This window comes from Fodinicola acaciae, assembly GCF_010993745.1.
GTDB classification, from domain to species: Bacteria; Actinomycetota; Actinomycetes; order Mycobacteriales; family HKI-0501; genus Fodinicola; species Fodinicola acaciae.
Genome location: NZ_WOTN01000001.1, coordinates 2,653,120 through 2,679,174 on the forward strand (window position 1 = coordinate 2,653,120; position 26,055 = coordinate 2,679,174).

The following is a 26,055-nucleotide window of genomic DNA, read 5'->3' on the forward strand; positions in this document are numbered from 1 at the left end:
CTGGGACGCACAGCGACCACACGGATGGGGGTCCGGGGGCTCCGCCCCCAGTGTGATGACGATGATCGAACACTGGGAAGGCGTGCCCGCCAACCACCCGAAACCTTCGGTCGAGTGGGCGCAGCTGGGTTCGAACCAGCGACCCCTCGCTTGTAAGGCGAGTGCTCTTCCACTGAGCTATGCGCCCCGGGCGTACGCCGAGCGGCATACCCGGCCGGCGTCTAGGGTATCGGACACGCTCTCGGTGCCGGTGAGCCGAGGGCCGGGCTGGTGGAGCAGAGCGTGCACAGGGCGGACGTGGTGCTGGTTCATGGCGGGTTCCTGGGTCCGTGGATCTGGGAGGACGTGGCCGGCATCCTCCGCAACGCCGGCGTACGCGCGCACCTGGTCGACCTGCCGAGTGTCGGCCAGCTCAAGGGCTTCGAGGACGACGTGCGGGCCGTACGGGAGGCCGTCGAGCAGGCCGGCGCGCCGGTCGTCTGCGGGCACTCGTACGCGGGCGCCGTGATCACCGAGGCGGTGCGGGAGGCCAAACACCTGGTCTATCTGACCGCGGTGGTGCCCGACGTAGGCGAGAGCCTGGTCAACCTCAGCGACGACGGCGCGGCCGAGGAGCCGGTGACCGTCAACGCCGACGGGTCGATGACACTGGACCCGGCCGGTGCGGTCGCGATGCTGTTCCACGACTGCGCGCGCGTACGCGCGTGGGACGCCGTCCACCGGCTGCGGCCGGCGAACGCGGCGACGGGGCACCACGCGGTGACCAGGGCGGCGTGGCGCGAGCTGCCCTGCACGTACGTCAGAGGCCTCTACGACCGCCTCGACGAGGTCGTCGCACCGGACTTCTGGCTGACCGCGGACGTACGCGAGATCCCCACCGGCCACTGTCCACAGTGGAGCCGCCCGGACCTGGTCGCCAACGTGCTGCTGGACCTGGCCTGAAGGTCGCATGGCCACCATGCGTGCGTCCAGCGCACGCATGGTGGCCATGCGGCCACAAGGCTCAGACCTTCTCCAGCGCGGCCTTCCAGGCGCTCTGGTCGCGCGCCTCGCCGGGCTGGTTGACCTCGGCGAACTGTACGACGCCGGACTTGTCGACCAGGAACGTGCCGCGCAGCGCCATGCCGGCCTTCTCGTTGAAGACGCCGTACGACGAGGCCACCGCGCCGTGCGGCCAGAAGTCGGACAGCAGCGGAAACTCGTACTTCTCCTGGTTGGCCCACGCCTTCAGCGCGAAGACGTGGTCGACGCTCACGCCGAGCACCTGGACCGAGTCGTTCTGGTACGTCGACAGGTCGTCGCGTACGGCGCACAGCTCACCGGTGCAGATGCCGCTGAACGCGAACGGATAGAACACCACCAGGACGTTCTTGTCGCCACGGAAGGACGACAGGGTGACTTCCTGGTTGTTCTGGTCCTTCAGGGTGAAGTCAGGTGCCTGCGCGCCAACCTCGACCGCCATGAATGCCTCCTCATCGAATCGATGAGGCAAACCTAACGCTTGGGGCGGCGCGGCCCGACCAGCCGGGTCGCGGTCCAGTCCTTCGCCGCGTTCAGGTTCGAGGTCTGCTGCAGGCCGGCGGCCGGCGCCGCCTCGCTGATGTCGCTCGGCGGCACGTGGCCGTCCCGGCCGGACTTCGGCGAGAGCACCCAGATCACACCGTCCTCGGCCAGCGGACTGCGCGCGTCGACGAGCGCGTCGAACAGGTCACCGTCGCCGTCCCGCCACCACAGCAGCACGACGTCGACGACCTCGTTCGTGTCCGGGTCCAGCAACTCGTTGCCGGACCGCTCGACGATCGCCTTACGCAACTCCTCGTCGCTGTCAGCGCCGTGGCCGATCTCCAGCACGAAGGCGTCCGGCTCGATGCCAAGCCGTTCCGCCGGACTCGCACCGTCCGTCTGAGGCGCGGTACCGCCTACCATTCCCCCAACTCTCCTATCGCTCGACTTGCTGCAGGTAGTCCACACACTCGGGGTCACCTGCGCAAGTGGTACGACCGTGCGACACAAAGTAGCGCCACTGACCCACTCACCCGGCCAGAAAAGACAATCGGACCGATCTGTCCTGATTGTCGCCATTGGTGTCCACGAGGCACACACTCTGCCAGGTCCCGAGGGCCAGCCGCCCCTCGAGCACCGGTACGACCGTGAACGGCGCGACGAACGCCGGTACGACGTGGTCGCGGCCGTGTCCCGGCGAACCGTGCCGGTGCCGCCACCTGTCGTCGGTCGGCAGCAGCGTGTCCAGCGCCGCCAGCAGGTCGTCGTCGCTGCCGGCGCCGGTCTCCAGCACGGCCACACCGGCGGTCGCGTGCGGCACGAAGACGTGCAACAACCCGTCGCCGAAGTCGCTGACGAACCGCTCGCAGCGGGTCGTCAGGTCGACGACGGCCTGCCGCGGTCCGGTGCGTACCGAAATGAGCGCGCTTTCCATGGCCACTAGGGTGCACCAACGAGGCTCACATATCCGGATGACACCCCAGCGGACCTAAGATGGACGTCAAGTCCACGCACTCGCGCAACCCGCGAGTGAGCAGGCCCTGAATCGAGAAGGACAACACCTTGACGTCCGTACCCGAGCGACCGCCGGTCATCATCGGCGGCCTCCCCAGCCAGCTGCCCGACATCGACCCGGAAGAGACCGCGGAGTGGATCGAGTCGCTCGACGCGGTGATCGACAACGCCGGCAAGACCCGGGCCCGATATCTGATGATGCGGCTGATGGAGCGTACGCGTGAGCGCCAGGTCGGCGTGCCGCTGCTGCGCAACACGGACTACATCAACACCATCCCGCCGGCGAAGGAGCCGTGGTTCCCCGGCGACGAGTACGTCGAGCGCCGCATCCGCGCGTACGTCCGGTGGAACGCCGCCATGCTGGTGCACCGCGCCCAGCGGCCCGGCATCGAGGTCGGCGGCCACATCTCCACGTACGCCTCCTCCGCGAGCCTTTACGAGGTCGGCTTCAACCACTTCTTCCGTGGCAAGGACCACCCCGGCGGCGGCGACCAGATCTTCTTCCAGGGCCACGCCTCCCCCGGCATGTACGCGCGCGCCTACCTGGAGGGCCGGCTGACCGAGGCCCAGCTGGACGGCTTCCGGCAGGAGCTCTCGCACACCGAGGGCGGCCTCCCGTCGTATCCGCATCCGCGGCTGATGCCGGACTTCTGGGAGTTTCCGACCGTGTCGATGGGGCTCGGCCCGATCAACGCGATCTACCAGGCCCGGTTCAACAAATACCTGCACGCCAGGGGCATCAGGGACACCAGCCAGCAGCACGTGTGGGCCTTCCTCGGCGACGGCGAGATGGACGAGCCGGAGTCGCTCGGCGAGATCGGCCTGGCCGCGCGCGAGGAGCTGGACAACCTCACCTTCGTGATCAACTGCAACCTGCAGCGCCTGGACGGCCCGGTACGCGGCAACGGCAAGATCATCCAGGAGCTGGAGTCGTTCTTCCGCGGCGCCGGCTGGAACGTGATCAAGGTGATCTGGGGCCGCGAGTGGGACCCGCTGCTGGCCGCCGACCGCGACGGCGCGCTGGTCAACGTCATGAACACCACGCCGGACGGTTCCTACCAGACCTACAAGGCCGAGTCCGGCGCGTTCGTCCGCGAGCACTTCTTCGGCCAGGACCCGCGCACCCGCAAGATGGTCGAGAACATGACCGACGAGGAGATCTGGAACCTCAAGCGCGGCGGCCACGACTACCGCAAGCTGTACGCGGCCTACAAGGCGGCCACCGAGCACCAGGGCCAGCCGACGGTCATCCTCGCCAAGACGATCAAGGGCTGGACGCTGGGCAGTCACTTCGAGGGCCGCAACGCCACCCACCAGATGAAGAAGCTGACCGTGGAGGACCTGAAGGGCTTCCGCGACCGGCTCTACCTGGACATCCCTGACTCGGCTCTGGACAAGTACCTGCCGCCGTACTATCACCCCGGCAAGGACAGCGACGAGTACGAGTACATGATGGAGCGCCGCAAGACCCTCGGTGGCTTCCTGCCGGACCGGCGGTCCAAGGGCAAGACGCTGATCCTGCCCGGCCCGGAGGCGTACAAGCAGCTGGAGAAGGGCTCCGGCAAGCAGAAGATCGCCACCACCATGGCCTTCGTGCGGCTGCTCAAGGACCTGATGCGCGACAAGGAGATCGGCGCGCGGTTCGTGCCGATCATCCCTGACGAGGCGCGCACATTCGGCATGGACTCGCTGTTCCCGACGGCCAAGATCTACTCGCCGCACGGCCAGGGCTACATCTCGGTCGACCGCGAGCTGATGCTGGCCTACAAGGAGTCGACCTCTGGCCAGATCCTGCACGAAGGCATCAACGAGGCCGGCTCGACCGCGTCGTTCACCGCCGCCGGCACGTCGTACGCGACGCACGGCGAGCCGATGATCCCGGTCTACATCTTCTACTCGATGTTCGGCTTCCAGCGCACCGGTGACGCCTTCTGGGCGGCCGCCGACCAGATGGCCCGCGGCTTCGTGCTCGGCGCGACCGCTGGCCGTACGACGCTCAACGGCGAGGGCCTGCAGCACGAGGACGGCCATTCGCTGCTGTTGGCGGCCACCAACCCGGCTGTCGTCGCGTACGACCCGGCGTGGGCCTTCGAGGTGTCGGTGATCGTCGAGGACGCGCTGCGGCGGATGTACGGCGACAAGCCGGAGGACATCTTCTACTACCTGACCGTCTACAACGAGCCGTACAACCAGCCGGCCTTCCCGACCGAGCTGGACCAGGAGCAGGTCCGGGAAGGCATCCGGCGCGGCATCTACCGGTATGCGAAGGCACCGGAGGTCGGCGATGACGCGCAGCCGGCGCAGATCCTCGCGTCCGGTGTGGCGATGCAGGCGGCGATGAAGGCGCAGCGGCTGCTCGCCGAGGAGTGGGGTGTGGCCGCCGACGTGTGGTCGGTGACCTCGTGGACCGAGCTGCGCCGCAACGCGGTGGCCGCCGAGCAGGCCGCGCTGCTGTCCAACGACCCGGCCCCGGTGACGCCGCACATCGCCGAGGCGCTGGCCGACGCGCACGGTCCGGTTGTGGCGGTCAGCGACTACATGCGCGCCGTGCCGGACCTGATCCGGCAGTGGGTCCCGAACGACTTCGTGTCGTTGGGGACCGACGGCTTCGGCCGCTCGGACACGCGGCCTGCGCTGCGCCGCTTCTTCCACGTGGACGCCGAGTCGATCGCGGTCGCGGCGCTGCGGCAGCTGGCCCGCTCCGGCGCGGTGTCCGCGGATGTCGTGAAGAACGCTCAGGAGAAATACCGGCTCGATGACGTATCGGCCGCGCCGCCCGCCGAAAACCCCGGCGGCGAGAGCTAGCGAATCACCGCGAGGGTGACGTTTTGCCGGTTTGGCCGTCAAAACGTCCGCCTCGCGGTGGCCGTGGATTTTCACGGCGCGATCGTGCAACCGATCGGGGCTGTGGACCCGTCCCTGAAGTGCTGCGGTTTCGGGGGAAGCGGGGTCCGCGATGGCGTACGGCGAGCTGGTGTCGACAGTGCCGGTGGACGCACCGGTCGTCATCTGGCGACGACGCGCGTACCGGTCGCGGCCCCTCTTCGCGGCAGGTACGGAAGGCATCTGGTGGCGGCGCGGAGGCGTGTTCGGCGGCCAGGTCTGGCGGCTGCCGTGGTCGGCGATCGACCGTACGACCTGTGACAGCTCGCGGCTGGTTTTCACGATCACCAAAGCCGCGACGGTGTCCGATCCGGCACTGCCGGCGGTGATCGCCGTCCGGCTCGGCGACTGCCGGCAGTACGGCCGGCCGCTGCCGGACGCCGACATCGGCAGCGTGCTGGAACGCCTGTCCGGCGGCTGGGTCCGAGGATGACGGCCAACATTGAGCCGCTGAAGAAGGTGCCGGCGGACGCGCCGGTCGTGATCTGGCGGCCGCGCCGGCATCTGGGCCCACGGCAGATCGTCAGCGCCATCGCCGTCGGCATCGTCTTTCCCGTGCTCCTGCGGGCCGCCGGCGTCCAGAGGCAGCTTCCCGTCAACGCCTGGATCGGGATCGGTGTGACAGCGGCCAGCGTGCTGTTTGTGGCGATCGGCGCGTACGCGGGACGGCAGACGGAGCCAACGCTCGCGGCCGACTCGTCCGGATTCTGGTGGCGCCGCAGACGGGTGCGGCGGCTGCCCTGGTCGGCGGTCGCGAACGTGACGGCTCAGTACACCTGGTTCGGCCGCGCACAGCTGCGGTTGACCGTCACTCCGGTCGCGGTGGACTCCGAGCCTTCGCTGCCTCGAATGATCAAGGTGCCGCTGGGCAACTGCCGCCGCCGTGACGGCCCACCGGTGCCGCCCAACGAGGTCCTGCTCGTCCTGCGGCAGCTCGGCAGCCACCGGGACGCCATACAGGCCAGGCCGACACCGCAACCGATCGTGATCCGCCGCAGATATCTCGGCGACCATGGCCGGGTCTTCGCCGCCGACCAGCGCGGCGTCTGGTACATGGCACACGGACGGCGACTGCAGTTCGCGCCGTGGTCGGCGGTCGGTTGGATCGCCGAGCGACGCGATGTCCAGACGCGAAGCCTGGTGATCGGCTCGTCCGGAGATCCACTACCCGGCACGAGCGGGTCGCGGCAGGTGGAGATCGTCATCATCAGCCGATACTGGGGACTGTCGTCCAGCACCAACCTGGAGCCATTGCTGCGCGACCTGTACGAGCTGTCCGGCGGACGGGTGAAGGTGCGCTGAGGTCAGCCGGCGATGACCTTCAGGAGCGCGTCGGGGCTCTCGATCTGTGGGACGTGGCCGGTGTCCGCCAGCAGCTCGAAGCGCGCACCTGGGATCGCCGCCGCGTACGCCCGGCCGTAGTCCGGATCGCAGATGCCGTCGCTGTCCCCCCACACGACCAGGGTCGGCGTGGCGATGGCGGCGAGCCGGCCGCGGAGCGTGCCGTCGGTCATGTCACCGGCGTACGTCCGCAGGGTCGCGCGGTTGGCCGCCAGCGCGGCGCGTTGCGCGTCGGTGAAGGTGGTCGGGTCGATCCGGTATGGCTCCGGGTCGTGGTAGCTCAGCTCGGCGATCTGGCCGAGGTCGAGACCGAAGATGTCGGCGACCGGATGCCCGTCGACCACGATGCCGACCGCGTCTACCAGGATCGTACGGCCGATCCGCGCGCTGCCGGCGAGTGCCAGCTCAGCGGCGATCCAGCCGCCGACGGAGTTGCCGATCACGATGACGTCGTCGAGCCCCAGCTCTTCCAGCAGCGCCGCGTAGACCTCGGCGAGGCCGCGTACGCTGTCCAACCACGCCGGCCGCGGCGTGCCGTCGAAGCCTGGATGCGTCGGCACCAGCACGCGGCCGTCCAGTCGCGCGGCGAAGCCGGCCACCGAGGCCGGTCCGGCGCCGCCGTGCAGCAGCAGACACGGCTGGCCGGTGCCGCTGTCGGCCACCGTCACGTCGACCGACCCGCCGCGAGAAACAACCACTGTCATCGGAGCCTCCTCAAGTTATCAGCAACCTTATACAAGGAACCTTAGATAAGGAAGCTGCGATAACATGCTGATCATGAGTCGATCGCCGCAGGAGGTTGGTCTGCTGGTGAAGCGCCTGCAGCACCGGCACCACCGCGCGCTCACCGAGGCGCTGACCGACCTCGGCGTGTCGCTGGTGCAGTGGGACACGCTGCGGCACCTGCACCGGCATCCGGAGGCGTCGCTGCACGACCTGGCGCAGCTGACCTTCCAGACCGACCAGTCGTTCGGGTCGTTGGCGACGCGGATGGTCGACCGCGGCCTGATCGAACGCGTGCCGGGGCCGGGTCGCGCGGTCCGGCACCGCCTCACCGAGCGCGGCGAGGAGGTCCGGCGCGCCGGTCAGGCTCGAGCCGACCGGGTGCTTCGCAAGTCGTTCACACCGCTCGACGCGGCGCAGCTCGACACGCTCGGCGACCTGCTCGACCTGCTCCTAGGTGAGCAATAGCGCGGCGTCCCAGGACGTACGCGGCGGCACACCGGTCGCATACGCGTGCAACGCCAACGCGACACCAGCCGCGCCGTCCAGAAACCCCGGCCGATCGGCCGGCCGCGGCGCGACCGACTGCACGTACCGGAACCCAAACGGACTGCCCGGGTCGTACGCGTCCAACACCCGCGCAGCGAGCGATCCGGCGGCCAGTTCGTAGCGCTCGTCGCGGGTGTCGGCGAGCATCCGCAGCGCGATCTGGAGCAGTCCGGACCAGCCATGACACAGGCCAGGATCGTGCAGCGTCTCGTCGCTCGCCGTCGCGATCGCGCCGATCACCGCCTCGCAGCCGTCGGCCTGCCAGTCCGTACGGTCGAGCGCGGCTCCGGCCAGGAACAGGGCACGGCCGATCCCGGCGGCGCCATAGCACCAGGCGTCCCTGCCGCGCTCCGGCGGCGACCAGCCGCGGTGGTCGGTGACGCCGGCCCACAGCGGCCAGTACGGACCGGAGCCGTCGGTCGTACGCCACCGCCGCAGGATCGCGACGATCGCCGCGATCGCCTCGTCCTGGCCGGCGACCCGGTGGCCGGCCAGCCGGCTGACCGCGAGCAGCGCCAGCGGTCCGGCCACGCCGTGCGCGAGGCCGAGGTTGACGCAGGCCTTGTCGCCTGCGCCGGACAGCCAGGCCGCCGTGGACACGCCGTCGACGCGCACGTCCGGAGCGAGCGCGATCGCGACCAGCCCCTCCAACACGTCGGTCAGAGCCGCATCGCCTCGCGCCAACAAATAGCGGCCAAGGCCGGCGACACCGCTGATCACGTCGTAGCGCTCGTCCGCACCAACCGGCTGGCCAGCGCGTACGGCCGTCACGGTCTCGCGGCATCGCTCGACCACGCGCGCGGCGATGTGCCGGTCGAGACGTTCCAGCATCTCCGCGTAACCGCCGTACGCGGTCGCCGCTGCGTGGCCGGCGAAGGCGAGCGCGGCGGCGCCGCGAAACAGCCGCGGCCGGCTACCGCGTACGACACCAGTGGCGGCGGTCAGATGACGATGAGCGACGGCACGGTACGCGGCATCGCCAGCGGCGAGCTCGGCGAACAGCAGCGCGATCCCGGGATGGCCGTCGCCGAGCGTGTCCGGCCGCCACACCGGCATCGGCTCCGGCAGCGCGTCAAGCTGGTTGTCGGGCGCGCCGGCGACTGCCGCGACGGCGGTGGCGTCGGACAGCCTCGACGCGACCGTGGTGACGACCGCCGCCGCCTCTTCACGCCCCACGCCGTACGGCCCGGAACGTTTCCAGCGTCTCCAACAGTCGCCTGGCCGCCGCCCGGTCGGATTCCGGCAGGTCAGCGACCCGCACCGGCTCATCGGCCCGCAGTCGGTCGACGACCGCCGCGGTCGCCGGCACGAGCCTTACGGTGTGTCCGTTGGCGGCGCACAGGCCGTCCGCGGAGACGAGCTCGGCGGCACGCCGGACGGTCGTCGTGTCCGGCAGATCGCGGCGGACCTCCGGTGGCGGCACCGGCCGGAATCCGCCGGCCGTGCGGTGGCGCAGCGACCGATCGACCGTACGCTCGTCTATGGCAAATGTCCGGAAATACGACAGCGCTTCGGCGAACACCGGCGGCAGCGAGTCATCCAACGCGTCGTCGGCTGTGGCAACAGACAATGGCGCGTCCGGTCGCGGAAACTGGCCGAGGGCATTGGCCGCATCGGCGACGGTCGCCGGATCGAGATCCAGGACGAGATCGTCGAGGTCATAGCTCGCGCGGTGGTTCTCCCGCGGTACGCCGACGTTGACGCTGGTCGCCGGCCCGTCGCCGGCGCTCTCCCCCACGTGGTAATAACTGGACGGCCAGTAGAGCAGCTCGCCGGGACCGACCTCGACGGCGAACGACTCGGCCAGATACGGCTGGTAGTCCAGCACCGTGCTGACCTCCTCCGACCACGGCCGGCCCGGCCAGAAGCGCATCCGCTTGCGGCCGGTCAGGCCGAACATGAAGGTGGCGAAGCGGTCCTTGTGGACGCCGACCGGACTGTGCTCGTACGTGCCGTGGAACATCGTCGTGATCGCGCCGCTGAGCGGCTGACCGACCCGTTGCCACAGGCCCGCATAGAAGTCGCGCTCGCGTTGCCACTGCGGATACGAGAAGGCGTGGAAGGCGTGCAGGATCAGCGCGTACCGGCGCCCGCCCACGAGCTCGGCGACGCGCTTCTGATAGCCGGCGAGCGAGCCGTCGGACGGCTCCGGCAGGAAGTCGCCGGGGACGACCTGTTGGCGGCGCTCGACGGTGAACTGCGCGTTTGGCGCAAACCTGTCCGGTCGCGGCGGCCGGCCGGCCAGCACGGCGGCCTGGAAGACCTCGTGCGGCTCGAACGGCGGCCGCGGCAGCCGCCGGACCAGCACCGGCTGGCGGTCCCAGCACCGGTCGGCGAACACGTCCCAGTCCAGGGACTCCATGACCAGCACCGTTAGGTCCCCTTCTCGACGAGCTGGATCGCGTGCAGCCGATAGAACATGCCAAGCAGTGCGGTGACGCTGCCGCTGCGGTCGCCGGCTCCGACCGCCTGGCACAGGTCGCCGATGAGCACGTCCCGGTGCATCGGCAGCTCGGCCAGCACGCGCTCGGCGGCGCTTCCCGCCAGTGGTACGCCGTGGCCGTTCACGGCCCAGATCCACCGGCCCGGACCGTCCGGCAGCCGCAGTACGTCGGCGGTCCGGCGGACGCGGTCGCGTACGGTCAGCTCCACGGCCGCGCGCGGCGGCGGCACCGGCTCCAGGCCGCCGGCGGACCGCCGCTTGGCGACCTGCACCCGCAGCATGCGCTCGATGGCCGGGTCGCGTACGCACTCGCGCAACTCGGTGGCCACCGCGCCGACCTGCACCGCCGGGTCGCCGCCGAAGGGCACGGCGTCCGAGCCGCGACGAGCCTGCATCGCGTCGGCGAGCAGGTCCTTGACCGCGAGAAAGGCGAGGCGCTGGTCGGTCGGGACGCGCAGCCGGAGCACCAGGCAGCGCTCGTCGTACGTGAGCCGCGGCGCTTGCGGCCAGTAGGCGAGCTCGCCTTCGTGAACGGGACCGGAGTCGGCGCGTACGGTCCCGCGGAGGACCCACGCCAGCACGGCGTGCGTCGCGGTGTCGCTCTGGTCGGCGATGCGGTGGCCGATCACGAACTCTGGCACCACCGGCAGCAGCGGCCAGCCGACCAGCCGCCACAGCTCCGCCAGCCGATCGCGTACGGCCGACCAGAGCGCGAAATCCAGCAGCAGCGGCTGCTCGACGGTCAGCAGGCAGGCTTGGTCGAGCCGGTCCAGATAGCCGTCCAAGTCCGCGTCGCCGTCGCCGGGCAGCAGGCCGCCAGGTGCGCGGATCACGCCGTCGCCGGCGCGAAACCGTACGTCCGGCAGCGCCTGAAACCGGGTGCCGGCGCGAAACGGCGCGCTCGCGCGGACGATCGCGGCGAACACGTCCGCCGGCCCCAACGGCGGGGTCGCCGGGACGACGACGGGGTCACGGTCCCAGTGCTCGGCGATCTCCGGCCAGGTCACGACGGCTCCGTCCCGGTCAGCGCAAACCGTTGCCGCAGCTCACGCGCGTACTCCTCAAGTGGCCCCAACCCCATCGCCTTCCTGCGTTCGTCGACCCGTTCGGGGTCTTCCAGCGGACACGGCACCAGTTCGCCGCCGACCCGGTCGAACTTGGTGCCATAGACCTGCCGCCGTCCCTCGGCCAGCCGGACGGTGTCGGTGGCGTACGCGACCTCGCGGGTCGGAAAGTCGCCGGCCTCAGCCGCGCGGGACATCAGGTCCAGGCAGCGCCGTTGCAGCGGCAGGTCGTCCTCCAGATGCTGGACGAGCCGGCTCGCGGCGGTGGTGGCGGCGAGGCCGACCATCGACCGGCCTGGCCAGCCGTGCTGGTCGAGCACCTCGCGCAGCCAACTCGCACCGGCCGCCACCAGCATCGTCAGGCGGCGATGCAGCGCCTCGTCGGCGAAGCCGCCGCGAGCCCACGGCATCCGCAGCGCGGCGTCGACGCGGTCCATCCGCAGCAACCGCTGCCGGATCTCGGCGGCGGGCGGCACCGGCACTGGCGCCGGCGGTGTGTCGATCGCGTCGACCGCCAGCCGCACCTTGCCGCCGTCCCAGCCGTACGTGACGCGGCGGCCGGCCTCCGGCCACTCGAAGCTGACCTGCCCGTGTTGCGGTCCGTGGAGGTGGAAACGTACGCCCGCGTCGGCGGCGACGTGCTCGGGGATGTCGTCGAAGACGTGCTCCACGGCATCGCGCAGGGCGAGGCCGAGGCCGGACAGGGTCAGCCGCTCAGCGATCCGCGGCCACGGCAGTGGCGTCGGCGGGTCCGAGTCGGTGGCCGGCACGGTCGAGCCGACCGTACGCAGCGGTCCGCCCGAGAGCGGCCGGAAAAAGTACGGGACGTCGCCGTTGTCGAGCTGTTCGCGCTCGGACTCGTCGAAGTCCACCTCGGAATCGCCGGTGAGATAGATCGAGGTGGCGCGACGGATCACTCGCGCGTACGCGTCCGCGCTCTCGACGATCTCGCGGATCCGCTCCTGATGGCGGCAGATCGACGTCCAGGCCTCGAACATGCCGCGCAGCATGGCCGGCAGATATGGGCCGTAGCCGATCCGGCCGTCGGTGTCGCCGACGACGGAGCGGGTCGCGGTCCTGGTGATCGACCGGTCGCGCCGCAGCAGCGAGAGCGTGCCGTCCGGCTCCTCGGTCCAACAGACCGGCTGGCCGTCGACATCGCACCAACGAGCCTCGTTTTCCAGGCCCACGTGGTGCGTCATCCCGGTCGTCGGTGCATACACCAGCGCGGTGTGCGCGAGCCGCGGTGTCTCGGCGAAAAAGACCTCCAGATCGACCGGATAGAGCATCGGCTCGCCATCAGCGCGAGCGCCGGCCAGCAGGTTGCCACCGTGCAGATCCGTCATGCCAAAGGCAAAACAGGCCGCCGTCAACGCTCCGGCACGCCGCCAGAACTGGTCGGCCTCGGCGCTTTCGAGGCGCGTACCCGAAAGTGTGTGTCCGTCCTGTCGCCGCAAAACGTCCCACTGGCGCGGCCGCTCGACCCACTCCTGCCAGGAATAGCCGAGCCGGTCGTCACCGGCGCCTCGCCAGCTCGGCAGCACCGGCAGGCCTGCTCCCGCCAGCTCGTTGAGCATCGCGAAAACCGAGTCCTCGCCGAGAAAAAGCAGCTCTCCGGACGCCGGCCGCGGTTTGTACGCCACCCGGCCGCCGCCGGCGAAGTCGACGCGCAAGACCCGCTGCCCGCCGTTGTGCGTTTCCTCGCCATTGGCCCACAAGCCGGTCACCGGTCCGCGTAGTTCCGGCCGGTCCGGCCAACTCTCGCGCCGATCGCGTCGCAGTCGCGTCAGGAAAAGGTCAAGGAATGCCGCTGTCTGCGCACATCTCGCGGCCACCAATGTGTCGGCGTCTTTTTCCGCGCAGGCAACGAATGCCTCGCAGATCATCGGGCCGAAAAGGTCGCCATTGGCGACACTCAGCAGGTGCGGCGCCTCGAAGTCCTGCCTCGCGCACCAGGCGTCAAGGCGGTCGACGGCGGCCAGGAAGGGGGCGAAACGCGGCTCCGCGAGCGTACGCGCCAGGGCGCGCGCGTCGGCGTCGCCGGCGAGGTGCCGCCGCAGGCTCAACGTGTTGTCCGGTCCCGGTCCGACGACCGGCGGGAACATCCGCTCGGCGCGGCCGTCGCGCACCGCGGCCAGCAGCCGGCCCGCCGCCGGCGGCAGCGGACCGGAGCCGGCGTCGACGCCAGGATCGGTCATCCGGCAGGAAAACTCAGCCATCGCGCCGACGCACCTGCGGCCTCTCCCCCGGTCAGAAGCAGTAGACGTTGATGCACGTACAGCGCGCACACGATGGATTCGTGTGCCCGTCGGTGAGCGCCGCGACGGTGTCGTCGAGCTCTGGAATCTCGACCTCGAGGTCGCCGATCACCAGATCGAACTCGGTCGTTGCCTTGTCCTGGACAGGTGCGGTCACCTTGCCTCCTTTTCTGTGGACGGACCTACGAAAGACTGCATCCGGTCCACCGGGACAGACAAGGAAGCCGGCCGAGTTTTAGCGGAAAAACGATTTCCCGCCAATGACTGTTCCACTCGCCGCCGCGACATGATATGACGTCGCCACCAGTCGGCCGCCCCGGCGAACGAGGTGGCCGCGGGTGATAGCGGAGGCGTGTCGGGTCAGCCGTGGCTGGGCCGAAACTTTCGCCGCTACGCACAGAAGTTCGAGCCGTCCGGTGGCGATCCAGCCCGGCGTTGGCTTTGGACGCCGTGGAGATGTGGACGAATCGATTGCCGGGAAAGGATCTCGCGACGTTGCGCCTACCGTCCACATTGGACCGCCAGACCGCGACTGGATCACCCCGACAGTGCGCAGCATGACCGGTGACGGCACGGTGAAACGTAAGGCCTCGCCGATGACATCGTCGGTGCGGCCAGGATCCACAAAGGCGGCGACCGCGCCGAGCGCCTCGTCCTCGGTCAGGCCGAGCTCGCGCCTCCGGCCCGGCACCGTCGAAGTGTCGCCGCGGCGACACGCGCGTACGGCCGGAGCGGTCAGGTCGGCCAACACCGTCCGGTCCGGCGCCTGTTCGTCGTCGGCCATCACGTACCGCGCCGGTCAACCGCCCGATCAGCCCTCGGCGGCACGAAGCCGGCGCGCGGGATGGACATACGACTACTCGGCTGTGTGATGAGTCGCTGCGCGGTGCCGGGAATACTGCGACACTTGCGGTTGCTTGATCGCTAGGAATAGTTCGTGCGCTCCGGGGTCGGTGAAAGTCCGAACCGGCGGTGACAGTCCGCGAGCCCGCTGGCCTTGGCCGGAGGGTTGATCCGGTGGAATTCCGGGACCGACGGTGAAAGTCCGGATGGGAGGCTGCGCACGCGCATCCTGTGTGCGCGCTGCCTCCACCCCGGTCGGTGGCTGTGAGGGAGCGGGACGTGCACATTCTGCTGACGACCGGACTGACGGTCTTTGGCCAGTTCATCTCGTGGGCCGAGTTCGTCGGCCAGATCTGCGCGCTCGCGGTCGTCCTGCTGGCGCAGCGCCGTACGCTCTGGACCTGGCCGGTGCAGATCGCCGCGACCATCCTGCTGGTCGCCGTCTACACCTCCGCGCACCTCGGCGGCCTGGCCGCGCGCAACGTCGTGATCCTGCTGATCTCGGTCTACGGCTGGTGGGCCTGGCAGCACAACAAGGACGCCGTCTACGGCATCGCCGTACGCAAGGCCACCTGGCCCGAGCGCGGCCTGCTCGCCGGCGCGCTCATGGTCGGCACTGGCCTGTTTGCCTGGCTGCTCAGCGCGCTGCACGCGTCGTGGGCTCCGCTGCCGGATGCGTGGATCTTCGTCGGCACCGTCGTCGCCTTCTTCGCGCAGGGCCGCGGGCTGGTGGAGTTCTGGCTGGTCTGGCTGCTGGTCGACGCGGTCGGCGTACCGCTGCAGATCCAGTCGCACCTGTGGTTCTCCGCGGCCGTGTACGCCGTGTTCGCCGTCCTGGTGATCATCGGCTGGGTCTCCTGGGCCAGGTCCGCCCGCCTCCAACGAGAGCAGCGGCAACTCGCGCCTGCCAGTTGACCCGGAACGTTTAAACGCTCCAGCGAGCTCGCATGTAACAAAAGTGACCGCGGCACGCCTAAACGGCGGTCACTTTCGTTACCTGCGGCGAAACCCGTCGCAGGCTGATCAGCCAACGTCGAGGCCGGCGGCGCGGAGGACGCTGGTCGCGAGGCGTACGTGGACCTCGTCAACCATCTCGCCGTCCAGTACGCCGGCACCTGAGCCACCGAGCGCCGCCTGTCGCGACGCCTCGATGACCGCCTGGGCGTGCGCGATCTCGGCCTCCGAAGGCGTGAAGACCTCGTGCGCCAACGCGACCTGGCTCGGATGGATGCAGAGCTTGCCTGCGTAACCGAGGTCCCGGCCGACCGACGCGTCGGCGCGGAACGCGTCGGGGTCGCGGATCGCCGCGACGATCTGGTCGATCGCCGGTACGCCGGCCAGCCGAGCGGCCTGCACGACCTGGCTGCGCGCGTACAACACCTCGAGGCCGCCGGGCGTACGCCGGCCGCCCATGTCGACGGTGTAGTCCTCGGCGCCGAAGAACACCGCGGTCACCGGCGGCGCGATGAGCGTGCGCGCGTCGGCGACGCCCAGCGCCGTCTCCAGGCCGCCTACGACCACCTCCGGCGACCAGTCGCCGAGCGCCGAACGAAGCGTCTCCAGGTCGGACAGCCGCTGCAGTTTCGGCAGTACGAGGCCGACGACCTTGCCGGCCAGGCCGAGCGACACGACGGCGGCGATGTCGCCAGCGAACCACCGCGTGTCGATGGCGTTGACGCGTACGACCATCGGCACCGGCAGGTCCAGCGACGACAGCGCCTCGACCGCCGACGCGCGTGCGGTCTCCTTGTCGGCGGTCACGACGGCGTCTTCCAGGTCAACCACCGCGACGTCCGGCGAGAACCGTGGCACCTTCGCGATCATGTCCGGCCGGCTGCCCGGCACGAAGAACAGGCTGCGCATCAGGCCGGCCTCCGGCGCATCAGCGCGGCCCGCCGCGCGCGGCAGACCAGCTCGTCGCGTTGGTTGTACGAGCGGTGCTCGAAGGTGACGATGCCGGCGGTCGGCCGCGACGTGGAGGCACGCGCCTCGACGATCTCGGTTTCCACGCGGAGCGTGTCGCCGTGGAAGACCGGCGCCGGAAACTCGATGCTGCCGAAACCGAGGTTGGCCACCGTGGTGCCGAGGGTCAGCTCCGGTACGGCGATGCCGACCACCAGGCCGACGGTGAACATGCTGTTCACCAGCCGCTGGCCAAACTCCGTACCGGCCGCGAACTCGGCGTCCAGATGCAGCGGCTGCGGGTTCATCGTCAGCGTCGAGAACAGCACGTTGTCGGTCTCGGTGACGGTACGCGTGATGGCGTGACTCACAACCCGGCCGACTTCACATTCCTCGAACCACAGTCCCATGAGTGAGAGGGTATGGCTGTGCCCAACCGTCCGCCGCCGCACCCGCTCGAAGCGACCATCCGGAAGCTGGAGCGGTCGTCCGGTGCGCTCGCCACCCAGAGCGTGGCCAGGATGGACGAGACGCTGCCGTGGTTTCGCTCGCTGCCGGCCGACCAGCGGTCCTGGATCACCCTCGTGGCTCAGGCCGGCGTCGCTGCGCTCACCGAGTGGCTGAGAAGGCCCGGCGACGACCCGCTGGAGACCACCGGCCTGGTGTTCGGCGCGGCACCGCGTTACCTCGCTCGCGCCGTCACGTTGCAGCAGGTCGTCGCGATGGTGAAGGTCACCGTCGAGGTGGTCGAGGAGCAGGTCCCGTGGATCGCCGCGCCGGGCGAGGAACAGGCGCTCAAGGAGGCCGTACTCGTCTTCAGCCGCGAGGTCGCCTTCGCCGCCGCGCAGGTGTACGCGCGCGTCGCCGAGACCCGTGGCGCGTGGGACGCGAGGCTCCAGGCGCTGCTCGTCGACACGCTGTTACGCGGCAGCGACGAGAACGCCGACCTGCTCAACAGCCGCGCCGCGGCGCTCGGCTGGTCGGAGATCACGCCGGTGGCGGTGGCGATCGGCGCGACCCCGGGCGCGACGGACGCCGACGAGGTGCTCGACTCGGTGACCCGCGCCGGCCGCGGCGCCGGCATCGAGGTGCTGGCCGGCGTGCACGGCGGCCGGCTGGTGATGGTGATCGGCGGCGCCGACGACGTGACCAAGGCGGCCGGCGCGCTGCTCGCCGAGTTCGGCGACGGACCGGTCGTCGTCGGTCACCCGGTGGCCGACCTCGGTGGCGCACCGGCCTCCGCGCGCGCGGCGCTCGCCGGCATCCGCGCGGTCGCCGCCTGGCCGGGCGCGCCGCGGCCGGTCTCCGCGGCCGATCTCCTGCCGGAGCGGGTGTTGTGCGGCGACGAGGACGCGCGGCGACAGCTGGCGACCGCGTACGCGGAGCTGGACGAGGCCGGCGGCGGCCTGATCGACACGCTGGCCGCGTACCTGGACACCGGCGGTGCGCTGGAGGCGGCCAGCCGCGTTTTGTTCGTACACTCCAACACCGTCCGCTATCGGCTGCGGCGGATCGGCGAGGTGTGTGGCTTCAGTCCCACCGTGCCTCGGGATGCATTCAGCCTCCGACTCGCGCTGGCGCTCGGCCGCCTGGACGACGCCGACTTGTAGGACTCCTACAAAGCCGGGGTCGGCCTTTGGTCCCCGGCGGCATGGAACTGAACGGTCGTTGACAGTCATTGTCAAAAGGTGCTTGCCATCGTCGCTCCCGGACAAGGGGCTCAGAAGCCCGGCTTCCTGCTTCCCTGGCTCTCCGGTTGGGACGGCGCCGCGCGCGCGACGGCTCAGCTGCGCTGGATGTCGGCGCTCGCCGGACTCGACCTGATCCAGCTGGGGACCGAGGCGGACGCCGACGCGATCAAGGACACCGCTACGACCCAGCCGCTGCTGACCGCCGCCGCGCTGGTGGCCGCGAGCGCGCTGCCGGTCTCCGAGGCCGCCGTCGTCGCCGGCCACAGCGTCGGTGAGCTCGGCGCCGCCGCGATGGCCGGAGTGCTGACGCCGGAGACCGCGATCGCCTTCGCCGGCGTACGCGGCCGCGAGATGGCCGCCGCCTGCGGGCTGGAGCCGACCGGCATGACCGCGCTGCTCGGCGGTGACGAGGACGACGTGGTCGCCACGATCGAGGCCGCCGGCCTCACCCCGGCCAACCGCAACGGCAGCGGCCAGATCGTCGCTGCCGGCTCGCTGGCCGGCTTGGAGAAGCTCGCCGCCGCGCCGCCGGAGAAAGCGCGCGTACGTCCACTGGCTGTCGCAGGTGCCTTCCACACGCACTACATGGCACCGGCGCGCGACGCGCTCGCGGCGCTGGCCGGCGGCATCACGCCGAGCCAGCCCGAGCGCCTGCTGCTGTCCAATGCCGACGGCAAGGCCGTCACCACCGGCGCGGAGGCGGTCGCGCGCCTGGTACGCCAGGTCACCTCGCCGGTCCGCTGGGACCTGTGCATGGCGGCCATGGCCGACCTCGGCGTCACCGCGCTGATCGAGCTGCCGCCCGCCGGCACGCTCGCCGGCCTGGCCAAACGCGCGCTCAAAGGCGTCGAGATCGTCACCGTCAACACCCCGGACGACCTGCCGAAAGCCGCCGACCTGGCGCGCCGGTACGGCGGTGGTCCGGTCGAGTCGGGCGTACGCTTCCACGTCGCGGTGGCACCGTCGGCCGGCACCTTCACCCGCGCCGACCTGGCCGAAGGCGACCCGGTCGGCGCCGGCGAGCGGATCGGCGCGGTCGAGACCCGGCAAGGCCCGGTCGAGGTCGCCGGCCACCGCGACGGCGTACTCGTCGAATGGCTCGCGCACACCGGCGACCCGGTCGCCGCCGGCACCCCGTTGGCCCGCCTGAACCCCGCAGGAGCGTGACTGGCATGAAGATCGCGACGCCGGACAAGTACGGCAAGATCGTCGCGTTGGGGCACTACCAGCCGTCGCGGGTGGTGACCAACGACGAGCTCTCGCAGCGGGTCGACACCAACGACAAGTGGATCCGCGAACGGGTCGGCATCGTCAGCCGCCGCGTCGGCGGCCCGGAGGACACCGTGGTCAGCATGGGCGTCGCGGCGTCGCAGAAGGCGCTCGCTGCCGCCGGCCTGGACCCGAGCGACATCGACACGGTGATCCTGGCCAGCTGCAGCGAGCTGACGGTGATCCCCAACGCCTCCACCCGGATCGCCACCGAGCTCGGCATCCGGCCGGCCACCATCGACATGAACACCGCCTGCTCCGGCTTCTCGTACGCGTTGGCCGCCGCCGACCACGCGATCCGCGCCGGCGCCAGCCGCAACGCGCTGGTGATCGGCTCGGAGAAGCTCACCGACATCCTGGACTGGGACGACCGGTCGACCTGCATCATCTTCGCCGACGGTGCCGGCGCGGCGGTGGTCACCGCCAGCGACACACCGTCGATCGGCCCGGTGTCATGGGGCAGCGAGCCGAGCACGATGATCGGGATGACCGAGGGCAACCACATCTACCAGGAAGGCCAGTCGGTCTTCCGGTGGGCCACCACGGCGCTCGCGCCGATCGCGGCGAAGATCTGCGAGGACGCCGGCGTACGGCCGTCCGAGCTCGCGGCTTTCGTCCCACACCAGGCAAACCTGCGGATCATCGAGTCGGTCGCCAAGAAGCTGGGCGCGACAGACGCGGTGATCGCGCGTGACATCGTGGAGTCGGGGAACACCTCAAGTGCGTCGATCCCGATGGCGTTGTCCAAAATGATCGAGCGTGGCGAGGTGCCGTCCGGTGCTCCAGTGCTTTTGCTGGGGTTCGGCGGCGGTCTCACCTACGCCGGCCAGGTCGTGCTCAGTCCCTGATCTGTCCGTACCGTCAACCCAGAAAGCACCACCGCAGAAAGGAACCACCCACGTGGCATCCCGTGACGAGATCCGCTCCGGCCTGGCCGACATCCTCGAGGAGATCGCGGACGTCTCCCCCGACGACGTGACCGACGACAAGGCCTTCATCGACGACCTGGACGTGGACTCGCTGTCCATGGTCGAGGTGGTCGTCGCCGCCGAGGAGAAGTTCAGCATCAAGATCCCCGACGACGACGTGCAGAACCTGCGTACGGTCGGCGACGCGGTCAGCTACATCGAAAAGGCACAGGCCTGATGGGTTCACCCACCGGCGTGGTCGTCACCGGGCTCGGGGCCACCACCCCGCTCGGTGGCGACGTCGCCACCACCTGGCAGGGCTTGCTGGAAGGCCGCTCCGGCGTACGCGCGCTGACCCAGGAGTGGGCCGCGCAGCTGCCGGTGCGGATCGCCGCGCCGCTGGCCGTCGAGCCGACCGAGACGCTCAAGCGCGTCAAGGCCCGCAAGATGGACCGTTCCGAGCAGGTCGCCGTGGTCGCCGCACAGGAGGCCTGGGCCGACGCGGGCACGCCGGAGGTCGACCCGATCCGCCTCGGCGTCGCCTTCGGCACCGGCATCGGCGGTGCTCTGACGCTGCTCAACCAGGACGACATCCTGGAGCAGAAGGGCGTACGGTCCGTCTCGCCGTGGACCATCCCGATGCTGATGCCCAACGGTCCGGCCGCGTGGGTCGGTCTGGAGCTCGGCGCGCAGGGCCGCGTGTCCTCGACGGTCAGCGCGTGTGCGTCCAGCGCGGAGTCGATCGCGCTGGCGCTGGACCTGCTGCGCTCCGGCCGCTACGACGTGGTCGTCGCCGGTGGCTCGGAGGCCGTCATCCATCCGCTGCCGCTCGCTGGTTTCGCGCAGATGCAGGCGATGTCGACCCGCAACGACGAGCCGGAGCGCGCGTCCCGCCCGTTCGACAAGGGGCGTGACGGCTTCGTGCTCGGTGAGGGCGGCGGCGCGCTCGTACTGGAGCGCGAGGACTTCGCGAAGGCGCGCGGCGCGCGGATCTACGCGCGGCTGGCCGGTGCCGGTGTCACCGCCGACGGCCACGACATCGTGCAGCCCGACCCGTCCGGCAAGGGACAGGCGCGAGCCATGTCGCAGGCCATCGAGGACGCCGGGATGACCGGCTCGGACATCACGCACGTCAACGTGCACGCGACCAGTACGCCGGTCGGCGACATGCCCGAGACGCTGTCGATCCGCAGCGCGATCGGCGCCGAACCGATCCTGACCGCGCCGAAGTCGATGCTCGGTCACCTGCTCGGCGGCGCCGGAGCGGTCGAGTCGATCGCGACCGTACTGGCGATCCACCACGGCGTGATCCCGCCGACCGCCAACCTGGAGGACCCCGACGACGCGCTGACGCTGGACGTCGTACGCGTCGAGCCGCGCCGGGTGACGGTCAACGCCGCGCTGAACAACTCGTTCGGCTTCGGCGGACACAACGTGGCATTGGCTTTCACCAGGGCCTGACGATGACGGTGGTGTCGCCGGCCAGGACCGACTACCGCGACCCGGACCTCCGCCTCGCGGCTCTGTTCGACGCGGGGACGATGGTCGCGGTGTCCGGCCGCGACGCGTCCGGCGCCACCTCCGCGCGTGGCCTGGTCGACGGCAACGCGGTCGTCGCGTACGCGACCGACGGCACCAAAATGGGCGGTGCGATGGGGACCGAAGGGTGCCGTCACATCGTCGACGCCATCGACCTCGCGGTCCGCGAGCGCATCCCGGTCGTCGGCCTGTGGCAGTGCGGCGGCGCGCGGCTGCACGAGGGCGTCAGCGCGCTCGACGCGGTCGGCGAGGTGTTCGCGGCGATGATCCGCGCGTCCGGCCGCGTCCCGCAGATCTCCGTGGTGCTCGGACCGGCCGCCGGTGGTGCCGCGTACGGTCCCGCGCTCACCGACATCGTCATCCTGGGACCGGCTGGCCGCGTCTTCGTGACCGGTCCGGAGGCCGGTGACCAGGTCGACATGGAGCGGCGCGGCGGCGTCGCCCACCTCGCCGCCCATCTCGTCGCCGCGACTGACCAGGACGCCACCGCGAAGGCCCGCGAGGTCACCGCGTTGCTGGCGCGGCCAGGCCGGTTTTCCACCGCCGACCTCCCCGAGCACGGCGCCGACCTCGGCCTTCTGCTGCCGAAGCAGTCCAACCGCGGCTACGACGTGAGGCCGCTGTGCGACGCGGTGCTCGACGAGCCGATGGTCGAGCTGCACGCGAAGTGGGCTCCGAACCTCGTCACCGGTCTCGGCCGACTGGCCAGCCGTACGGTCGGCGTGGTCGCCAACAACCCGCTGCGGCTCGGCGGCTGCCTGGACGCCACCTCGGCCGAGAAGGCGGCGCGGTTCGTCCGGATGTGCGACGCGCTCGGCGTGCCACTCGTGGTGCTCGTCGACGTGCCCGGCTATCTGCCTGGCGTCGGCCAGGAGTGGGACGGCGTCGTACGGCGTGGCGCCAAGCTGCTGCACGCCTTCGCCGAGGCCGTCGTGCCGCGCGTGACGCTGGTCACGCGGAAGGCGTACGGCGGTGCGTACATCGCAATGAACTCGCGCGCTCTCGGCGCGACCGCGGTTTTCGCGTGGCCCGGCGTGGAGGTCGCCGTCATGAGCGCGCCCGCCGCGGTCGGCATCCTGCATCGCCGCAAGCTCGCCGCCACGCCACCGGCCGAGCGCGAGACGCTGCGCGAGAAGCTCGTGGCCGAGCAGGAACGGGCCGCCGGCGGCGTCGAGCGAGCCATCGAGATCGGCGTCGTGGACGAGATCATCGAGCCGACCGCCACGCGCCGCCGCCTCGCCGACGCGCTCGCCGCCGCACCCGCCGGCCGCGGCGCGCACGGCAACATCCCCCTCTGACAACCAACCTTTGAGGGTCAGATATTGGCGACTTCGCCGCGCACTCTCACGAACTCGACGTTTTCGCCCCTCTATATCGTTGTAGAACCACCAAAACGTCGAGTTCGCGGAAGTCTCATGGCGATGCGCCGTAACACTTGGCCTCTATTGAGGTAATTAATTTCGAATGGCGGGGATGGATCCTGCCTTGCCGACTCCGTTCGGCCTCAACGCTGTCCAGAATCGCAACGTCGCACTCATGCTGCACTCGCGAGCCACTCATCACATAAACGCCGAGATGAATCTCAAGAGCCCTGCCGGGATTCACAAACGATGCTCGGACATGAGAAAACTGTCCCAACCACAAATTTCCAGGCGAACGACGGAACGTCAACTCCTGTGACGGATTCCGTCCATCGTCAGTAAGTAGGCACATGCCGCCAGCCGCTTGCGTTGCACCCACGGCAACAGTCATCAGCGCAGCTTCGTAGAGATCGGATTTGGCTGCAGACTCTCGATACACAGATGATAGAACAGTCAGCGCCGACTCCACGACCTTTATCAGGTCATCCCTGGTCATGATCAGGTCCAATCTCCTGCCACACCAGCCTCAGGTCCGCAATTGCGATCTACAAAAGCGCATCCGTCTCACGGGAGTCAAGATCAACGTCAATCGATTCTTCTTGCTCAGCTCCGACAAACCGCACCCGCATATGAGGTAATCCGTGCGATTCACCAAAGGTTCGGACCGCTTGTCGACTCTCCATCGCCGCCACGGCAACCGTAAACAAGGACCGACAAAGCAAAGCCAGGCGCTCGTCAGCTGAGCGCGGCACGGCGACCAGCTCGTCTTTGCCGATTCGACCGAGCTTCATCTCACGCAGGCGATCTCGTCGCTCCGACCGGTCTCTTCGGACAGGCGAGAATGGGACACGAGACTCCCTTGAGCGTTCTCTTCACGAATTTGCCGCAGCCAGCGACGGTATCGTTTCACCGCTCCGTCTCATCAAGTATTCATAGATCTCGGCGCTACCCTGCACCGATACTCTCCCCCGTCACTTATTCCCAACTAGCGGGAACCACTCTATGCAATCAGCCCAATACTCAGGAAGCCTTCATCCCGGATTACCTCACGTAGGTTGTCAGGTAGGACTGTTCCTACGTAATCTGGCGGGGTGCCGCACCGCTCGAAGGAGTCCCCCACCGACCGCGTTTTCGGCGCGCTCGCCAATCCGACCCGCAGGGACGTGCTCGACCTGCTGCTCGACGGTCCTCGTACGGTCGCCGACATCGCCGCGCGCTTCGACATGGCGCGGCCGAGCGTGTCCGAGCACCTGCGCGTGCTCCGCGACAGCGGCCTGGTCGAGGAGACCAAGCAGGGCCGGTTCCGGTTCTACGCGGTGACGCCTGATCCCCTGCACGAGTTGCAGGAGTGGCTCAGTCCGTACGAGCGGTTCTGGCGCGAGCGGCTGACCGCGATGGGGACCGTGTTGGACGAGGTCGCCGCCGAGGACGAGGCATGAGCGAGGACCTGACCACCATCACCGTCGACCAGTTCTTCCCGCATCCGGTCGAGCGGGTCTGGCGCGTGCTGACCGAGCCGGAACTGATCGCGCGCTGGCTGATGCCGAGCGACTTCCGGCCACGGGTCGGACACCGGTTCACCATGCGTGGCAGGCCGATCGACGCGGTCGGTTTCTCCGGGACGATCGCCTGCGAGGTGCTGCGGCTGGAGCCGTTGCGATTGCTGAGCATCAGCTGGCAGGACGCCGCCGGCGGCTTCGAGAGCACGGTCACCTGGACACTGCACGCGGAAGGACGCGGCACGCGCGTACTGCTCGAGCACGCCGGTTTCGATCCGGACAACCCGACGCACCAGCTGTCCCGTCGGATCATGAACGGCGGCTGGCGCAGCCAGGTCCAGCGACGTCTCGCCGCCACGTTGGCCGCGAGCTATACCGACCAGTCGGTGTAGCTTGGGCGCGTGAGGCGATACGACAACGCGTGCGACAAGATCCTGGCCGCGGCCGTCCGGGTCATCGTCCGCGACGGGGTCGGCAGGCTGAGCGTCGACTCGGTGGCCAGCGAGGCCGGCATCAGCAAAGGCGGCTTCTTCTATCACTTCGCGACCAAGGCGAGCCTGCTCGCCGCGGTCACCGAGCACCTGCATGACGAGATGGAGCGAGCGGTGTCGCGGGGCGCGGCCAGCGACGACTGGCGGCGCGCGTACGTCGAGTGGGGTGTCATGGCCGACACCGACCGGATGACGGCTCTGCTGCGGCTGCGGTTACTTGCCGCCGACGACAATCCAGGGGGTTCCGGCGATGAGCGGCGTACGCTCGCGCCGGCCCGCGACTGGGACTCCGGCGCCGGTCTGGTCATACGACTCGCTCTCGAAGGGCTGTGGCTCAACCGGGCCATGGGGACCACGCCGCTGGACGACGACCAGCGCTCGGCCGTACGCGCGACATTGCTCGCGCTGGTGGAGTCCTGAGCCGTCGCGTTTTCTTGCGAACGCACGATCCTATTGCCAGAGCCAAAACGGTGTGTTTCCATGGCAGCGTTTTCCTACCGACCGAGGAGGGCTCATGCCACCCGTACCGCACTACGACATGCTCGACCTGGATCTGGAGCTCATGCCGCTGACCGAGGTCACCACCGACCGGGTCGCGTCCGAACAGGGCCGCAGCCGCACGACGAACACCTGCAACAGCTGGGCCACCAGCATCGCGAAGTGTTGCAACTGCAGCTGATCCACCTTCTCCGCTAGCCGCGGAGCTCACAGGCACGCCGGAGAGGCGTCGATCCGGGTCGGCGGATCGAGCGACGGACTCCGCGACACCTGCCG

At 69.7% G+C, this 26,055-nt stretch carries 29 protein-coding genes, 1 tRNA gene and 1 riboswitch; of the genes, 16 read left to right on the forward strand and 14 right to left on the reverse strand.

The genetic code is table 11. From position 1 onward, the window contains the following. Positions 1–115 precede the first annotated feature (115 nt). Positions 116–187, reverse strand: a tRNA-Val gene (locus tag GNX95_RS12385). Positions 188–282: 95 nt separating this feature from the next. Between GNX95_RS12385 and GNX95_RS12390 the strand changes: the two genes are divergently transcribed. Beyond that, entirely contained in the window at positions 283–942 is a 660-nt protein-coding gene (locus tag GNX95_RS12390; RefSeq protein WP_163507237.1) for an alpha/beta fold hydrolase, read from the forward strand. Positions 943–1,003: 61 nt separating this feature from the next. Here the strand turns inward: GNX95_RS12390 and GNX95_RS12395 are convergent, their stop codons facing one another. From GNX95_RS12395 to GNX95_RS12405, 3 genes are all read right to left on the reverse strand, one after another. After that, positions 1,004–1,462, reverse strand: coding sequence for a peroxiredoxin (locus GNX95_RS12395; protein WP_163507238.1), 459 nt, complete (start codon positions 1,460–1,462; stop codon positions 1,004–1,006). A 32-nt stretch (positions 1,463–1,494) separates the two neighbouring features. Beyond that, positions 1,495–1,926 (reverse strand): DUF3052 domain-containing protein, encoded by a 432-nt coding sequence (locus tag GNX95_RS12400; RefSeq protein ID WP_163507239.1) that lies wholly within the window; start codon positions 1,924–1,926, stop codon positions 1,495–1,497. 106 nt (positions 1,927–2,032) lie between these two features. Continuing rightward, positions 2,033–2,437, reverse strand: a complete 405-nt coding sequence (locus GNX95_RS12405) for a secondary thiamine-phosphate synthase enzyme YjbQ (RefSeq protein WP_163507240.1) — start codon at positions 2,435–2,437, stop codon at positions 2,033–2,035. Between the two features lie 110 nt (positions 2,438–2,547). Between GNX95_RS12405 and aceE the strand changes: the two genes are divergently transcribed. From aceE to GNX95_RS12420, 3 genes are all read left to right on the forward strand, one after another. Next, positions 2,548–5,322 carry a pyruvate dehydrogenase (acetyl-transferring), homodimeric type gene (gene aceE / locus GNX95_RS12410; RefSeq protein WP_163508011.1) on the forward strand — a complete coding sequence of 925 codons (2,775 nt, stop codon included), beginning with the start codon at positions 2,548–2,550 and terminating at the stop codon, positions 5,320–5,322. A 151-nt stretch (positions 5,323–5,473) separates the two neighbouring features. After that, positions 5,474–5,833 (forward strand): hypothetical protein, encoded by a 360-nt coding sequence (locus GNX95_RS12415; RefSeq protein WP_163507241.1) that lies wholly within the window; start codon positions 5,474–5,476, stop codon positions 5,831–5,833. Beyond that, positions 5,830–6,702, forward strand: coding sequence for a hypothetical protein (locus tag GNX95_RS12420; protein WP_163507242.1), 873 nt, complete (start codon positions 5,830–5,832; stop codon positions 6,700–6,702). Before GNX95_RS12415 ends, GNX95_RS12420 begins: the two co-directional genes overlap by 4 nt. Positions 6,703–6,704: 2 nt before the next feature. Here the strand turns inward: GNX95_RS12420 and GNX95_RS12425 are convergent, their stop codons facing one another. Further along, positions 6,705–7,445 carry an alpha/beta fold hydrolase gene (locus GNX95_RS12425; RefSeq protein WP_163507243.1) on the reverse strand — a complete coding sequence of 247 codons (741 nt, stop codon included), beginning with the start codon at positions 7,443–7,445 and terminating at the stop codon, positions 6,705–6,707. A gap of 73 nt (positions 7,446–7,518) precedes the next feature. Between GNX95_RS12425 and GNX95_RS12430 the strand changes: the two genes are divergently transcribed. Continuing rightward, on the forward strand, positions 7,519–7,932 hold the full coding sequence (locus GNX95_RS12430) for a MarR family winged helix-turn-helix transcriptional regulator (protein ID WP_163507244.1): 414 nt from the start codon (positions 7,519–7,521) through the stop codon (positions 7,930–7,932). Here the strand turns inward: GNX95_RS12430 and GNX95_RS12435 are convergent. Genes GNX95_RS12435 through GNX95_RS12455 form a run of 5 tightly spaced genes read right to left on the reverse strand, consistent with a single transcriptional unit; the run spans position 7,918 to position 13,935 of the window. Continuing rightward, positions 7,918–9,189, reverse strand: coding sequence for a lanthionine synthetase C family protein (locus GNX95_RS12435; RefSeq protein ID WP_222853537.1), 1,272 nt, complete (start codon positions 9,187–9,189; stop codon positions 7,918–7,920). The two genes, GNX95_RS12430 and GNX95_RS12435, sit on opposite strands and share 15 nt — an antisense overlap. After that, entirely contained in the window at positions 9,179–10,375 is a 1,197-nt protein-coding gene (locus tag GNX95_RS12440) for a JmjC domain-containing protein (protein WP_163507246.1), read from the reverse strand. The genes GNX95_RS12435 and GNX95_RS12440 overlap by 11 nt, the downstream gene beginning before the upstream one ends. An 11-nt stretch (positions 10,376–10,386) precedes the next feature. Further along, positions 10,387–11,463 carry a hypothetical protein gene (locus GNX95_RS12445; protein ID WP_163507247.1) on the reverse strand — a complete coding sequence of 359 codons (1,077 nt, stop codon included), beginning with the start codon at positions 11,461–11,463 and terminating at the stop codon, positions 10,387–10,389. Further along, positions 11,460–13,739: a DUF4135 domain-containing protein gene (locus GNX95_RS12450; protein WP_163507248.1), complete on the reverse strand. Its 2,280-nt coding sequence runs from the start codon at positions 13,737–13,739 to the stop codon at positions 11,460–11,462. Before GNX95_RS12450 ends, GNX95_RS12445 begins: the two co-directional genes overlap by 4 nt. Before the next feature lie 31 nt (positions 13,740–13,770). Further along, positions 13,771–13,935, reverse strand: coding sequence for a hypothetical protein (locus GNX95_RS12455; RefSeq protein ID WP_163507249.1), 165 nt, complete (start codon positions 13,933–13,935; stop codon positions 13,771–13,773). A 778-nt stretch (positions 13,936–14,713) separates the two neighbouring features. After that, a riboswitch (FMN riboswitch) is annotated at positions 14,714–14,843 on the forward strand. 57 nt (positions 14,844–14,900) lie between these two features. Between GNX95_RS12455 and GNX95_RS12460 the strand changes: the two genes are divergently transcribed. Further along, entirely contained in the window at positions 14,901–15,536 is a 636-nt protein-coding gene (locus GNX95_RS12460; protein WP_163507250.1) for a nicotinamide mononucleotide transporter family protein, read from the forward strand. A gap of 108 nt (positions 15,537–15,644) precedes the next feature. On the opposite strand, the gene GNX95_RS12465 is transcribed toward GNX95_RS12460, so the two are convergent. Together GNX95_RS12465 and GNX95_RS12470 are read right to left on the reverse strand one after the other, a co-directional pair. Then, positions 15,645–16,484 (reverse strand): HpcH/HpaI aldolase/citrate lyase family protein, encoded by an 840-nt coding sequence (locus GNX95_RS12465; protein ID WP_163507251.1) that lies wholly within the window; start codon positions 16,482–16,484, stop codon positions 15,645–15,647. Further along, positions 16,484–16,933: a MaoC family dehydratase gene (locus GNX95_RS12470; RefSeq protein WP_163507252.1), complete on the reverse strand. Its 450-nt coding sequence runs from the start codon at positions 16,931–16,933 to the stop codon at positions 16,484–16,486. The genes GNX95_RS12465 and GNX95_RS12470 overlap by 1 nt, the downstream gene beginning before the upstream one ends. Positions 16,934–16,945: 12 nt before the next feature. Between GNX95_RS12470 and GNX95_RS12475 the strand changes: the two genes are divergently transcribed. From GNX95_RS12475 to GNX95_RS12500, 6 genes are all read left to right on the forward strand, one after another. Next, positions 16,946–18,133 (forward strand): PucR family transcriptional regulator, encoded by a 1,188-nt coding sequence (locus tag GNX95_RS12475; RefSeq protein ID WP_163507253.1) that lies wholly within the window; start codon positions 16,946–16,948, stop codon positions 18,131–18,133. Positions 18,134–18,211: 78 nt separating this feature from the next. Continuing rightward, positions 18,212–19,381, forward strand: a complete 1,170-nt coding sequence (locus GNX95_RS12480; protein ID WP_163507254.1) for an acyltransferase domain-containing protein — start codon at positions 18,212–18,214, stop codon at positions 19,379–19,381. Positions 19,382–19,386: 5 nt separating this feature from the next. Continuing rightward, positions 19,387–20,331 carry a beta-ketoacyl-ACP synthase 3 gene (locus tag GNX95_RS12485; RefSeq protein ID WP_163507255.1) on the forward strand — a complete coding sequence of 315 codons (945 nt, stop codon included), beginning with the start codon at positions 19,387–19,389 and terminating at the stop codon, positions 20,329–20,331. Between the two features lie 52 nt (positions 20,332–20,383). Continuing rightward, positions 20,384–20,629, forward strand: a complete 246-nt coding sequence (locus GNX95_RS12490) for an acyl carrier protein (RefSeq protein WP_163507256.1) — start codon at positions 20,384–20,386, stop codon at positions 20,627–20,629. After that, positions 20,629–21,852, forward strand: a complete 1,224-nt coding sequence (locus tag GNX95_RS12495) for a beta-ketoacyl-[acyl-carrier-protein] synthase family protein (protein ID WP_163507257.1) — start codon at positions 20,629–20,631, stop codon at positions 21,850–21,852. Before GNX95_RS12490 ends, GNX95_RS12495 begins: the two co-directional genes overlap by 1 nt. 2 nt (positions 21,853–21,854) lie before the next feature. Continuing rightward, a complete protein-coding gene (locus tag GNX95_RS12500) occupies positions 21,855–23,228 on the forward strand; it encodes a carboxyl transferase domain-containing protein (protein WP_163507258.1) in 1,374 nt (457 codons plus the stop codon). A 115-nt stretch (positions 23,229–23,343) separates the two neighbouring features. Here the strand turns inward: GNX95_RS12500 and GNX95_RS12505 are convergent, their stop codons facing one another. Continuing rightward, entirely contained in the window at positions 23,344–23,787 is a 444-nt protein-coding gene (locus GNX95_RS12505) for a hypothetical protein (protein ID WP_163507259.1), read from the reverse strand. A gap of 49 nt (positions 23,788–23,836) precedes the next feature. Continuing rightward, positions 23,837–24,082 carry a hypothetical protein gene (locus GNX95_RS12510; protein WP_163507260.1) on the reverse strand — a complete coding sequence of 82 codons (246 nt, stop codon included), beginning with the start codon at positions 24,080–24,082 and terminating at the stop codon, positions 23,837–23,839. 300 nt (positions 24,083–24,382) lie between these two features. Here GNX95_RS12510 and GNX95_RS12515 point away from each other — a divergent pair, with 300 nt between their 5' ends. The 4 genes from GNX95_RS12515 to GNX95_RS12530 all read left to right on the forward strand — a co-directional run bounded on the left by GNX95_RS12515 (position 24,383) and on the right by GNX95_RS12530 (position 25,960). Next, positions 24,383–24,730, forward strand: a complete 348-nt coding sequence (locus tag GNX95_RS12515; protein WP_163507261.1) for an ArsR/SmtB family transcription factor — start codon at positions 24,383–24,385, stop codon at positions 24,728–24,730. Next, the gene (locus GNX95_RS12520) at positions 24,727–25,182 is read left to right on the forward strand and encodes an SRPBCC family protein (RefSeq protein ID WP_163507262.1); all 456 of its coding nucleotides are present in this window, start codon (positions 24,727–24,729) and stop codon (positions 25,180–25,182) included. The genes GNX95_RS12515 and GNX95_RS12520 overlap by 4 nt, the downstream gene beginning before the upstream one ends. Positions 25,183–25,191: 9 nt before the next feature. Next, entirely contained in the window at positions 25,192–25,701 is a 510-nt protein-coding gene (locus GNX95_RS12525) for a TetR/AcrR family transcriptional regulator (protein WP_163507263.1), read from the forward strand. A gap of 94 nt (positions 25,702–25,795) precedes the next feature. After that, positions 25,796–25,960 carry a hypothetical protein gene (locus GNX95_RS12530; RefSeq protein WP_163507264.1) on the forward strand — a complete coding sequence of 55 codons (165 nt, stop codon included), beginning with the start codon at positions 25,796–25,798 and terminating at the stop codon, positions 25,958–25,960. Positions 25,961–26,055: the final 95 nt, after the last annotated feature.

Bases quoted from the DNA above. Each gene is read 5' to 3' on its own strand.
- GNX95_RS12395 (WP_163507238.1), bottom strand. From the start codon at position 1,462: ATGGCGGTCGAGGTTGGCGCGCAGGCACCTGACTTCACCCTGAAGGAC.
- GNX95_RS12400 (WP_163507239.1), bottom strand. From the start codon at position 1,926: ATGGTAGGCGGTACCGCGCCTCAGACGGACGGTGCGAGTCCGGCGGAA.
- GNX95_RS12405 (WP_163507240.1), bottom strand. From the start codon at position 2,437: ATGGAAAGCGCGCTCATTTCGGTACGCACCGGACCGCGGCAGGCCGTC.
- GNX95_RS12415 (WP_163507241.1), top strand. From the start codon at position 5,474: ATGGCGTACGGCGAGCTGGTGTCGACAGTGCCGGTGGACGCACCGGTC.
- GNX95_RS12420 (WP_163507242.1), top strand. From the start codon at position 5,830: ATGACGGCCAACATTGAGCCGCTGAAGAAGGTGCCGGCGGACGCGCCG.
- GNX95_RS12425 (WP_163507243.1), bottom strand. From the start codon at position 7,445: ATGACAGTGGTTGTTTCTCGCGGCGGGTCGGTCGACGTGACGGTGGCC.
- GNX95_RS12430 (WP_163507244.1), top strand. From the start codon at position 7,519: ATGAGTCGATCGCCGCAGGAGGTTGGTCTGCTGGTGAAGCGCCTGCAG.
- GNX95_RS12440 (WP_163507246.1), bottom strand. From the start codon at position 10,375: ATGGAGTCCCTGGACTGGGACGTGTTCGCCGACCGGTGCTGGGACCGC.
- GNX95_RS12450 (WP_163507248.1), bottom strand. From the start codon at position 13,739: ATGGCTGAGTTTTCCTGCCGGATGACCGATCCTGGCGTCGACGCCGGC.
- GNX95_RS12465 (WP_163507251.1), bottom strand. From the start codon at position 16,484: ATGCGCAGCCTGTTCTTCGTGCCGGGCAGCCGGCCGGACATGATCGCG.
- GNX95_RS12470 (WP_163507252.1), bottom strand. From the start codon at position 16,933: ATGGGACTGTGGTTCGAGGAATGTGAAGTCGGCCGGGTTGTGAGTCAC.
- GNX95_RS12475 (WP_163507253.1), top strand. From the start codon at position 16,946: ATGGCTGTGCCCAACCGTCCGCCGCCGCACCCGCTCGAAGCGACCATC.
- GNX95_RS12485 (WP_163507255.1), top strand. From the start codon at position 19,387: ATGAAGATCGCGACGCCGGACAAGTACGGCAAGATCGTCGCGTTGGGG.
- GNX95_RS12495 (WP_163507257.1), top strand. From the start codon at position 20,629: ATGGGTTCACCCACCGGCGTGGTCGTCACCGGGCTCGGGGCCACCACC.
- GNX95_RS12500 (WP_163507258.1), top strand. From the start codon at position 21,855: ATGACGGTGGTGTCGCCGGCCAGGACCGACTACCGCGACCCGGACCTC.
- GNX95_RS12505 (WP_163507259.1), bottom strand. From the start codon at position 23,787: ATGACCAGGGATGACCTGATAAAGGTCGTGGAGTCGGCGCTGACTGTT.
- GNX95_RS12510 (WP_163507260.1), bottom strand. From the start codon at position 24,082: ATGAAGCTCGGTCGAATCGGCAAAGACGAGCTGGTCGCCGTGCCGCGC.
- GNX95_RS12520 (WP_163507262.1), top strand. From the start codon at position 24,727: ATGAGCGAGGACCTGACCACCATCACCGTCGACCAGTTCTTCCCGCAT.
- GNX95_RS12530 (WP_163507264.1), top strand. From the start codon at position 25,796: ATGCCACCCGTACCGCACTACGACATGCTCGACCTGGATCTGGAGCTC.